The 12081-nt window shown below is 71.4% G+C and carries 4 protein-coding genes and 3 pseudogenes; all 7 read left to right on the top strand.

Translation table 11 applies throughout. The features are described from left to right. Positions 1 to 18: 18 nt before the first annotated feature. Positions 19 to 876, top strand: a complete 858-nt coding sequence (locus tag ABEB13_RS12355) for a DsbA family protein (RefSeq protein WP_345705543.1) — start codon at positions 19 to 21, stop codon at positions 874 to 876. A gap of 91 nt (positions 877 to 967) precedes the next feature. Further along, positions 968 to 1914: pseudogene (lgt, locus tag ABEB13_RS12350) on the top strand (prolipoprotein diacylglyceryl transferase). Positions 1915 to 2145: 231 nt separating this feature from the next. Beyond that, a complete protein-coding gene (locus ABEB13_RS12345; protein ID WP_345709646.1) occupies positions 2146 to 2859 on the top strand; it encodes a VIT1/CCC1 transporter family protein in 714 nt (237 codons plus the stop codon). Between the two features lie 494 nt (positions 2860 to 3353). Continuing rightward, complete coding sequence (gene gltB / locus ABEB13_RS12340; RefSeq protein WP_345709645.1) at positions 3354 to 7937, top strand: glutamate synthase large subunit; 4584 nt, start codon at positions 3354 to 3356, stop codon at positions 7935 to 7937. Continuing rightward, positions 7930 to 9390, top strand: coding sequence for a glutamate synthase subunit beta (locus ABEB13_RS12335; protein ID WP_345705542.1), 1461 nt, complete (start codon positions 7930 to 7932; stop codon positions 9388 to 9390). Before gltB ends, ABEB13_RS12335 begins: the two co-directional genes overlap by 8 nt. A gap of 274 nt (positions 9391 to 9664) precedes the next feature. Beyond that, positions 9665 to 10529, top strand: a pseudogene (locus ABEB13_RS12330) (helix-turn-helix domain-containing protein). Positions 10530 to 10582: 53 nt separating this feature from the next. Beyond that, a pseudogene (locus ABEB13_RS12325) lies at positions 10583 to 12054 on the top strand (aldehyde dehydrogenase family protein). Positions 12055 to 12081 lie beyond the last annotated feature (27 nt).

Genomic DNA, 12081 nt, shown 5'->3' with positions numbered 1-12081 from the left:
ACCTTGGACACAGCACCCATGAGCGAGAAGAACCGCGAAGGCAAGCGCACCGCCCGCGAGCGCCTGAAGGCGCAACAGGCCGTCGACGACGCCCGCAGCAAGCGCAAGAAGCAGCTGGCCGTCGGCGGTGTCGTGCTGGCGGTGATCGCCGCCGCGGTGGTGGTCGGCGTGGTGGTGCAGAATCAGCGCTCCAAGCCCGACACCCCGACGGCCGCCCCCGCCGGCACCATCGGCGACAAGAACCTCGTCATCCCGGTCGGCGCGGCCGACGCCCCCTCGGTGCTCACCGTGTACGAGGACCCGCGCTGCCCCGCCTGCGGCGCCTTCGAGCGCGAGTTCTCGCCCACCATCGACCAGCTGCAGGACCAGGGCAAGCTGGTCGTGCACTCCCACATCGTCTCGTTCATCGACCGCTCGCTCGGCGGCAAGGGCTCCAAGACGGCCGCCAACGCGCTGGGCTGCGCGCAGACCGCCGGCCGCTTCCGCGACTACCACGACGTGCTCTACCGCAACCAGCCGGACGAGACCTCCGACGCCTTCGGCGACAAGAAGACCCTGCTCGACCTCGCCAAGCAGGTGCCCGGGCTGAGCACCCCCGCCTTCGAGAGCTGCGTCAACGACGGCACGTACGCGGGCTGGGTCTCCGCCGTCCAGCAGGACTTCGACAAGTCCAGCTTCAAGTCCACCCCGACGCTGCTGCTCAACGGCGAGCCGATCTACCCGAAGAAGGGCGACGAGCAGATCTCCCCGGACAACCTCGTGAAGTGGGTGAACGAGGCCAACCAGGGCAAGAAGCTCGGCGCCACCGGCTCGAACGGCCAGAGCCCGGCGCCGTCCAGCACCGCCGCGGAGTCCAACACGCCGCCGTCGCCCTGAGGCGCTGAGCCGCAGGCCGGGGACCGTTCGGAGAATGTGACCCGCTCCGGTGCCGGTCCGGCGCTCCCGACACGGTAGCGTCGGACCTGCCATGGATCTCGCATACATCCCGAGCCCGTCGCGGGGCGTCCTCCACCTGGGACCGGTCCCGCTGCGCGCCTACGCGTTCTGCATCATCATCGGCGTCGTCGTCGCCGTCTGGCTCGGCAGCAGGCGCTGGGTCGCCCGCGGCGGTGCCAAGCACACCGTCGGCGACATCGCGGTCTGGGCCGTCCCGTTCGGCCTGGTCGGCGGCCGGCTGTACCACGTGATCACCGACCACCAGCTGTACTTCGGCGACGGCCGCAACCCGTGGAACGCCTTCAAGATCTGGGAGGGCGGCCTCGGCATCTGGGGGCGATCGCGCTCGGTGCGGTCGGCGCCTGGATCGGCTGCCGCCGCCGCGGGGTGCCGCTGCCCGCGTACGCGGACGCCATCGCACCGGGCATCGCGCTCGCCCAGGCCTGCGGCCGCTGGGGCAACTGGTTCAACCAGGAGCTCTACGGCAAGCCGACCACCCTGCCCTGGGGCCTGGAGATCCACCACGTGGAGGCGGACGGCACCGTCGTCGACGGCATCTTCCAGCCGACCTTCCTGTACGAGTCGCTCTGGTGCGTCGGCGTCGCCCTGCTGGTGATCTGGGCCGACCGCCGCTTCACCCTCGGTCACGGCCGGGCCTTCGCCCTGTACGTCGCGGCCTACACGGTGGGCCGGTTCTGGATCGAGTACCTGCGGATCGACGAGGCGCACCACATCCTGGGCCTGCGACTCAACGACTGGACGGCGATCATCGTTTTCGTCGGGGCCGTCACCTACCTGGTCGTCGTGGGCCGGACGCGCCCCGGCCGGGAGGCGCCGGACTCCATCGACCCGGCGGCGGGCGCCGACGCGGAGCCCGGCAGCGAGGCCGACACCGAGCCGTCCCGCCCCTCGGACAGCGGTCCCGGTGCCGAGCGCACCGCCGCCGCGACCGACGAACCTTCGCAGCAGCCCACCTGAGCTGCGCCTTTTCCGCACCGCGGCCGCCTGCCACTCGTTGTGGCCGGCGGCCGACGGCGTGTTCGGGCAGCCTTACTTTGCTGGAAAGTACCAGGTCAACGGGCTACGTTCGCAGGGTGAGAGCCCTGCGGGCGGCCAGGATCCACGGTGCTTCGCCGTGGCCGGGTGCGGCAGGGGGGACGTGTCAGGAGAGGGGCCCATCACCATGAGCACTGCGATCGCCGAACCGATATCCGGCGAGCCCAAGCCGCGGATCCCCGCGGAGGGCACCACCGCGACGTCAACGGCGGCTGGCTGCGGCCGGCGGTGTTCGGCGCGATGGACGGTCTGGTCTCCAACCTGGCCCTGATGACCGGCGTGGTCGGCGGCGACGTGGGGCACAGCGCGATCGTGCTGACCGGCCTGGCGGGGCTCGCCGCCGGGGCCTGCTCGATGGCGGCCGGCGAGTACACCTCGGTGGCCTCCCAGCGGGAGCTGGTGGAGGCCGAGCTGGAGGCCGAGCGGCTGGAGCTCAGCCGCAACCCGCAGGGCGAGCTGGCCGAACTGGCCCAGCTGTACGTGGCCAAGGGCGTCGACCCGGACCTCGCGCAGGAGGTGGCCCGGCAGCTGTCCCGCGACCCCGAGCAGACGCTCGCCGTGCACGCCCGCGAGGAGCTCGGCGTGGACCCGGACGACCTGCCGTCGCCGATCGTCGCGGCGGCGTCCTCGTTCGGCTGCTTCGCGATCGGCGCGCTGCTGCCGCTGCTGCCCTACCTGCTGGGCGCGACCGCGCTCTGGCCGGCGCTGCTGCTGGCCGCGGCGGGCCTGTTCCTGTGCGGTGCGGTGGTGGCCCGGGTGACCGCGCGCAGCTGGTGGTTCAGCGGTGTGCGGCAGCTGCTGCTGGGCGGTGCCGCGGCCGGGGTGACCTTCCTGCTGGGTCGGCTGATCGGCGGACAGGTCGGCTGACCGGCGGGTTCGTGCCGCGCACCGGGCCCGCGGGCCCGGTGCGCGGTTTCGTGCGATGCCACAGACGACCGCATGACTATGCCTTGGGTTGCGTGACGTTCCACACATGGGACGCGGTCGAGCGCCTGTCCTAGGCTCGCTGCGGGGCGTACGAACCCTCGGATTCCATTCCGGGGGTGCGCCGCCCGGGTTGGAATCGCAGGCGCCCCTCCCGGGGGTTGATGGCCGGAGCGTTTCGGCGCCGTTTCGCCCGGTGGGCGGTTGGGCACACTGGTGGAAACGTGCGGATCGACGACTGCTCCGCCGCGCCGGTTCTACCCATCGGTAACCGCCGCTGACCTGCGGGTTATGTCCGCCATGTGGACGCCATATTCCACTTCCCGGGATATCCGGCATCATGTAACCTGCACGAAATCGCATGAGGGCCAACGTCGTCCCTATTGCTCACGCACTTGCCAAAGACGACGACGGGAGAGCCGATGCTGTCTGCATCCATGCACTCCGCCAACGAGCCCGAGCAGGCCCCTTCGCGGCCCTACGCGCTCGTTCCGGATGCGCGACCTGCTGCTCAGGGCCTGTACGACCCGCGGAACGAGCACGACGCCTGTGGCGTCGGCTTCGTCGCCACGCTGACCGGCATTGCCGACCACACCGTCGTCGACCAGGCGCTCACCGTCCTGCGCAACCTGGAGCACCGCGGCGCCACCGGCGCCGAGCCGGACTCCGGTGACGGCGCGGGCATCCTGACCCAGGTCCCGGACGCATTCCTGCGCAGCAAGGTCTCCTTCGAGCTGCCCGCCGCCGGCTCGTACGCGGTCGGCATCGCCTTCCTCCCGGACGAGGACACCGCCGACGCCGCCGCCGTCGCCCGCATCGAGGCCATCGCGGCCGAGGAGGGCCTCGCCGTCCTCGGCTGGCGCGACGTCCCGGTCACCCCGGACCTGCTCGGCGCCACCGCCCGCAGCGTCATGCCCCGCTTCCGCCAGGTCTTCGTGGCCGGCGGCGACCGGGCCGGCATCGAGCTCGACCGGGTTGCCTTCGTCGTCCGCAAGCGCGCCGAGCGCGAAGCCGGCGTGTACTTCCCGTCGCTCTCGGCCCGCACCCTGGTCTACAAGGGCATGCTGACCACCGGCCAGCTGGAGCCCTTCTTCCCCGACCTGTCGGACCGGCTCTACGCCTCCGCCGTCGGCCTGGTGCACTCGCGGTTCTCGACCAACACCTTCCCGAGCTGGCCGCTCGCCCACCCGTACCGGTTCGTCGCGCACAACGGCGAGATCAACACGGTCAAGGGCAACCGGAACTGGATGACCGCCCGCGAGTCCCAGCTCGCCACCGACCTCATCCCGGGCGACATCAGCCGGATCTTCCCGGTCTGCACCCCGGACCACTCCGACTCGGCGTCCTTCGACGAGGTCCTGGAGCTGCTCCACCTCGGCGGCCGCTCGCTGCCGCACTCCGTGCTGATGATGATCCCGGAGGCGTGGGAGAACCACGCCACCATGGAGCCCGCCCGCCGCGCGTTCTACCAGTACCACTCCAACCTGATGGAGCCCTGGGACGGCCCGGCCTGCGTCACCTTCACCGACGGCACCCAGGTCGGCGCGGTCCTCGACCGCAACGGCCTGCGCCCGGCCCGCTACTGGGTCACCGAGGACGGCCTGGTCGTCCTCTCCTCCGAGGTCGGCGTGCTCGACATCGACCAGGAGAAGGTCACCAAGAAGGGCCGCCTGCAGCCCGGCAAGATGTTCCTCGTCGACACGGCCGAGGGCCGCATCGTCGAGGACGAGGAGATCAAGTCGGCGCTGGCCTCCGAGCACCCCTACGAGGAGTGGATCGACGCCGGGCAGATCCAGCTCGCCAAGCTCCCCGAGCGCGAGCACATCGCCCACACCCACGCCTCGGTGACCCGCCGGCAGCAGACCTTCGGCTACACCGAGGAGGAGCTGCGCGTCATCCTGGCGCCGATGGCGAAGACCGGCGGCGAGGCGCTCGGCTCGATGGGCACCGACAGCCCGATCGCCGCGCTCTCCGAGAAGCCGCGCCTGCTGTTCGACTACTTCGTGCAGCTCTTCGCGCAGGTCACCAACCCGCCGCTGGACGCCATCCGCGAGGAGCTCGTCACCTCGCTGCTGAGCAACCTCGGCCCCGAGGGCAACCTGCTCGACGCGACCCCGTCGGCCTGCCGCTCGGTCGGCATCACCTTCCCGGTGATCGACAACGACGAGCTGGCCAAGCTCATCCACATCAACGCCGACGGCGACCAGCCCGGCCTGAAGGCGGTCACGCTCTCCGGCCTCTACAAGGTCTCCAGCGGCGGCCAGGGCCTGGCGGCCCGCCTCGCCGAGATCGCCGCCGAGGCCGACGCCGCGATCGCCGAGGGCGCCCGCATCGTCGTCCTCTCCGACCGCCACTCGGACGCCGAGCACGCGCCGATCCCGTCGCTGCTGCTCACCTCCGCGATCCACCACCACCTGATCCGCACCAAGCAGCGCACCCAGGTGTCGCTGATCGTCGAGGCCGGCGACGTGCGCGAGGTGCACCACGTCGCGCTGCTGGTCGGCTACGGCGCGGGCGCGGTCAACCCGTACCTGGCGATGGAGTCCGTCGAGGACCTGGTCGCGCAGAACGTCTTCATCCAGGGCGTGGAGGCCGACAAGGCCATCAAGAACCTGATCAAGGCGCTCGGCAAGGGCGTCCTCAAGGTCATGTCGAAGATGGGCATCTCCACCGTGGCCTCGTACCGCGGCGCCCAGGTCTTCGAGGCGATCGGCCTCTCCCAGGGCCTGGTGGACGCCTACTTCTCCGGCACCACCACCAAGCTCGGCGGCATCGGCCTGGACGAGATCGCCAAGGAGACCGCGGCCCGCCACGCCAAGGCGTACCCGGCCTCCGGCATCCCGGCCGCGCACCGCGCGCTGGAGATCGGCGGCGAGTACCAGTGGCGTCGCGAGGGCGAGCCGCACCTGTTCGACCCGGACACGGTGTTCCGCCTGCAGCACTCCACCCGCACCCGGCGCTACGACATCTTCAAGCAGTACACCGGCCGGGTGAACGAGCAGTCCGAGCGCCTGATGACGCTGCGCGGCCTGTTCAAGCTCGACGGCAAGGGCCGTGCCCCGATCTCCGTCGACGAGGTCGAGCCGGTCTCCGAGATCGTCAAGCGGTTCTCCACCGGCGCCATGTCGTACGGCTCCATCTCGATGGAGGCGCACGAGACGCTGGCCATCGCGATGAACCGCCTCGGCGGCAAGTCCAACACCGGCGAGGGCGGCGAGGACCCGGAGCGCCTGTACGACCCGGAGCGCCGCTCGGCGATCAAGCAGGTCGCCTCCGGCCGGTTCGGCGTCACCAGCGAGTACCTGGTCAACGCGGACGACATCCAGATCAAGATGGCCCAGGGCGCCAAGCCCGGCGAGGGCGGCCAGCTGCCCGGCCACAAGGTGTACCCGTGGGTCGCGAAGACCCGGCACTCCACCCCGGGTGTCGGCCTGATCTCGCCGCCGCCGCACCACGACATCTACTCCATCGAGGACCTGGCTCAGCTGATCCACGACCTCAAGAACGCCAACCCGGCGGCCCGCATCCACGTGAAGCTGGTCTCCGAGGTCGGTGTCGGCACCGTCGCCGCGGGCGTCTCCAAGGCGCACGCCGACGTGGTGCTCGTCTCCGGCCACGACGGCGGCACCGGCGCCTCGCCGCTGACCTCGCTCAAGCACGCGGGCGGCCCCTGGGAGCTCGGTCTCGCCGAGACCCAGCAGACCCTGCTGCTGAACGGCCTGCGCGACCGCATCGTGGTGCAGACCGACGGCCAGCTGAAGACCGGCCGCGACGTCGTCATCGCCGCCCTCCTGGGCGCCGAGGAGTTCGGCTTCGCGACCGCCCCGCTGGTGGTCTCCGGCTGCATCATGATGCGCGTCTGCCACCTGGACACCTGCCCGGTCGGTGTCGCCACCCAGAACCCGGTGCTGCGCGACCGCTTCTCCGGCAAGCCGGAGTTCGTGGTGAACTTCTTCGAGTTCATCGCCGAGGAGGTCCGCGAGATCCTCGCCGAGCTGGGCTTCCGCTCCATCGAGGAGGCCGTCGGCCACGCCGAGCACATCGACGCGGCCGCCGCGATCGACCACTGGAAGGCGGCCGGCCTCGACCTGGCGCCGCTCTTCCACGTGCCCGAGCTCCCCGAGGGCGCGGCCCTGCACAACACCACCGGCCAGGACCACTCGCTGGACAAGGCCCTCGACAACCAGCTCATCGAGCTGGCCGAGGACGCCCTGGAGCGCGGCGAGGCCGTCCGGATCCAGCTGCCGATCCGCAACGTCAACCGGACGGTCGGCACCATGCTCGGCCACCAGGTGACCAAGCGGTACCGCGGCGAGGGCCTGCCCGAGGGCACCATCGACGTGACCTTCACCGGCTCCGCCGGCCAGTCGTTCGGCGCCTTCGTGCCGACGGGCATCACCCTGCGGCTGGAGGGCGACGCCAACGACTACGTCGGCAAGGGCCTCTCCGGCGGCGTCGTGATCGTCCGCCCGGCCCGCGACGCCGCGGCCATCGGCGCCGACGCGCAGAACCACGTCATCGCCGGCAACACCATCGGCTACGGCGCCACCGCCGGCCGCATCCACCTGCGGGGCAAGGCCGGCGAGCGCTTCGCCGTCCGCAACTCCGGCGCTACCCTGGTCGTGGAGGGCGTGGGCGACCACGGCCTGGAGTACATGACCGGCGGCCGGGTGGTCATCCTCGGCGAGACCGGGCGCAACCTCGCCGCGGGCATGTCCGGCGGCATCGCGTACGTCCTCGACCTGCGTCCGGCCAATGTCAACGGCGGCATGGTCGGCATCGAGGCCCCCGACGCGAAGGACCGCGAGTGGCTGCGCGAGACCGTGCAGCAGCACTACGAGGAGACCGGCTCCACCGTCGCCGCCGAGCTCCTGGCCGACTGGGGCAGCGGGGTCTCCCGCTTCTCCAAGATCATGCCCACCGACTACAAGGCTGTGCTCGCCGCCAAGGATGCCGCTGAGCGCGACGGGCTCTCCGAGTCCGAGACCACTCGCAAGATGATGGAGGCGGCACATGGCTGACCCGAAGGGCTTCCTGACCACCCCGAAGCAGCTCGCCGAGCGCCGTCCCGTCGACGTGCGCCTGCGGGACTGGAACGAGGTCTACGTCGAGCGCAGCCTCCTGCCGATCATCACCGAGCAGGCCGGCCGCTGCATGGACTGCGGCATCCCGTTCTGCCACAACGGCTGCCCGCTCGGGAACCTCATCCCCGAGTGGAACGACCTGGCGTTCCGGGACGACTGGACGGGCGCCATCGAGCGCCTGCACGCGACCAACAACTTCCCGGAGTTCACCGGCCGTCTCTGCCCGGCGCCCTGCGAGTCGGCGTGTGTCCTGGGCATCAACCAGGACGCGGTGACCATCAAGAACGTCGAGGTCACCATCATCGACAAGGCCTGGGACCGGGGCGGCGTCGCCGCCCAGATCCCGGAGCGCCTGTCCGGCAAGACCGTGGCCGTCATCGGCTCCGGCCCGGCCGGCCTGGCCGCCGCCCAGCAGCTCACCCGGGCCGGCCACACCGTGGTCGTGTACGAGCGCGCCGACCGCGTCGGCGGCCTGCTGCGCTACGGCATCCCCGAGTTCAAGATGGAGAAGCGCCACATCAACCGCCGCATCGAGCAGATGCGCGCGGAGGGCACCCGGTTCCGTACCGGTGTCGAGGCGGGCGTCGACATCAGCGGCCAGCAGCTGCGCGAGCGCTTCGACGCGGTCGTGATCGCCGCCGGCGCCACCACCGCCCGTGACCTGCCCGTCCCCGGACGGGAGTTCAAGGGCGTGTACCAGGCCATGGAGTACCTGCCGCTGGCCAACAAGGTGCAGGAGGGCGACTTCGTCGACTCCCCGGTCAGCGCCAAGGGCAAGCACGTGGTCGTCATCGGCGGCGGCGACACCGGCGCGGACTGCGTCGGCACCGCCCACCGCCAGGGCGCGGCCTCGGTCACCCAGCTGGAGATCATGCCGCGGCCGAGCGACGCCCGCCCCGGCCACCAGCCATGGCCGACCATGCCGATGACCTACAAGGTCACCTCCGCGCACGAGGAGGGCGGTGAGCGGGTCTACTCCGTCAACACCACCCGCTTCACCGGCGACGAGGACGGCAACGTCGCGGAACTCCACCTCGTCGAGGTCGAGTTCAAGGACGGCACGTTCGCTCCGGTGCCCGGCACCGAGCGGGCGATCCCCGCCCAGCTGGTCACCCTCGCCATGGGCTTCACCGGCACCGACGTGAAGAACGGCCTGGTCGAGCAGCTCGGCGTCGAGCTGGACAACCGCGGCAACGTCGCCCGCGACGGCAAGTTCGGCACCAACGTGGACGGCGTGTACGTCTGCGGCGACGCCGGCCGCGGCCAGTCCCTGATCGTGTGGGCCATCGCGGAGGGCCGCTCGGCCGCCGCGGCGGTCGACAAGTACCTGGGCGGCAAGACCCCGCTGCCCGCGCCCATCCGCCCGACCGACCGCCCGCTGGTGGTCTGACGGCACCGTTCACCCTCACCTGAACCGCCGGGCACTCCCCGGCTGCTCCACACCGCGACCCGTCAGAGCCGCCGGGCCCTGCGGTTTCGGCGCCTGCCCCCTCCCCGACCAAGTGGGGGGCAGGCGCCGACTGCTGTCCGGGCCCGGCCGGGCACCCCGGGGGCTTCCTGGGAATCGGCCGGGAGTCCGACCGAAGGCCACTTCCGGGCACTGCGTGCACCTGGCAGACTGCCGCGGACGGACAACTGCCGCACGGTCCACGGAGGTCGGCGCGATGAGCATGCTCCACACGGGCGGCGGGGCCACCGCGCACCGGCTGCTGCTCGGATCCCGGCTGCGCCGGCTCCGGGAGGCATCCGGGGTCTCCCGGGAGGACGCGGGGTACTCGATCAGGGCCTCCGAGTCCAAGATCAGCCGGATGGAGCTCGGCCGGGTCGGCTTCAAGGAGCGCGACGTCGCCGACCTGCTGACCCTCTACGGCCTGCCGGAGGGGAGGAGCGGGCCGCCCTGCTCGCCCTGGTCGGCGAGGCCAACGCGACCGCCTGGTGGCACGGCCAGGAGGACGTCGTCCCGCCCTGGTTCCAGACCTACCTGGGCCTGGAGCAGGCCGCCTCCGTCATCGCCTGCTACGAGGTCCAGTACGTCCCGGGGCTGCTGCAGACCGAGGCCTACGCCCGGGCCGTGGTGCTGCTGGGACGGCACACCGCCTCGCCCGAGGAGGTGGACCGCCGGGTCGCCGTCCGGATGCGCCGCCGGCAGCTGCTGTCGGCCAGCCGGGCGCCGCGGCTGGAGGCGGTGCTCGACGAGGCGGTGCTGCGCCGGTCCTGCGGGGGCCGGAGGTGATGCGCGGGCAGCTGGAGCACCTGATCGCGCAGGCCGCGCTGCCGGGCGTGGTCGTCCGGGTGGTGCCGCTGGGCAGCGAGCGGCCCGGGGCGGACGCGGGCGCCTTCACCGTGCTGGGCTTCCCCGGGGCGGAACTCCCGGACGTGGTCTACCTGGAGCAGTTCACCACCGCGCTCTACCTGGACCGCCCGGTGGAGGTCTCGGAGTACGCCGCGGCGCTGGAGCGGCTGCGGGCGGCGGCCCTGTCGCCCGAGCGTTCACTCGACCTTCTCCGGACAGTTCTTCGGGACAACTGATCGTCGGTCAGTAGGATGACTTCTCGTCAGATCCGTCAGTACGGACGGAACTCATGGGAAGGCAGCGGATGTCCCACTTCACCGAACTGTCGCAGCAGTACATCGACGGCCAGTGGCGCCCCGGCAGCGGATCGTGGGACATCGTCGACATCAACCCGTACAGCGGCGAGAAGCTCGCCGCGATCACCGTCGCCACCGTCGGAGAGGTCGACGAGGCCTACCGCGCCGCCGAGCGCGCCCAGCGCCAGTGGGCGAGGATCAACCCCTACACCCGCAGGCTGGTCTTCGAGCGGGCCCTGCGGGTCATCGAGGACCGCGAGCAGGAGATCACCGCCACCATCATCGCCGAACTCGGCGGCACCCGGCTGAAGGCGGGCTTCGAACTCTCCTCGCCAAGGACATGCTGCGCGAGTGCATGCAGCTCTCGCTGCGCGCCGAGGGCCGCATCCTGCCGTCCCCCGTCGACGGCAAGGAGAACCGGGTCTACCGGCTGCCGGTCGGCGTGGTCGGCGTGATCAGCCCGTTCAACTTCCCGCTGTTCCTGTCGCTGAAGGCCGTCGCGCCCGCGCTCGCCCTCGGCAACGGCGTCGTCCTCAAGCCCCACCAGGACGCGCCGGTCACCGGCGGCACCCTGATCGCGAAGATCTTCGAGGAGGCCGGGCTGCCCGGCGGCCTGCTCAACGTGGTGCTCACCGACATCGCCGAGATCGGCGACGCCTTCATCGAGCACCCCGTCCCCAAGGTCATCGCCTTCACCGGCTCCGACCAGGTCGGCCGGCACGTCGCCACCGTCGCCGCGAGCCACTTCAAGCGGACGATCCTCGAACTCGGCGGCAACAGCGCGCTCATCGTCCTCGACGACGCCGACCTCGACTACGCCGTCGACGCCGCGGTCTTCAGCCGCTTCGCCCACCAGGGCCAGGTCTGCATGGCCGCCAACCGCGTCCTGGTCGACCGCTCGGTCGTCGACGACTTCAACGCCCGCTTCGTCGCCAAGATCCGCACCCTGACCGTCGGCGACCCGCAGGACCCGGCCACCGACATCGGCCCGCTGATCAACAGCGCCCAGGCCGACGGCATCACCGCCCAGGTCGACCAGGCCGTCGCCGAGGGCGCCGAGGTCCTGCTGCGCGGCGCGACCGTGGGCACCCTGATGGACCCGGTCGTGCTCACCGGCGTCCCGCACGACGCGCCCATCCTGCGCCGGGAGATCTTCGGCCCCGTCGTCGTCGTGGTGCCGTTCGACGGCGAGGACGAGGCGGTGGAGATCGCCAACGACAGCCCGTTCGGACTCAGCGGCGCCGTGCACACCGGCGACATCGAGCGCGGCGTGCGGATCGCCCAGCGGATCGAGACCGGCATGATCCACATCAACGACGGCACCATCGCGGACGAACCGATCGTGCCCTTCGGCGGCGAGAAGAACTCCGGCGTCGGCCGCCTCAACGGCGACGCCACCGTGGACGCCTTCACCACCGTCAAGTGGATCTCCATCCAGCACGGGCGCAGCCGCTTCCCGTTCTGAGCCCGGCGGGTGCGGGCGGCCGGCCCG

It is taken from the genome of Kitasatospora paranensis, from assembly GCF_039544005.1.
Taxonomy (GTDB): Bacteria; Actinomycetota; Actinomycetes; order Streptomycetales; family Streptomycetaceae; genus Kitasatospora; species Kitasatospora paranensis.
Note: the sequence above shows the minus strand (reverse complement) of the source record. Positions and strands in the feature narration are given on the sequence as shown.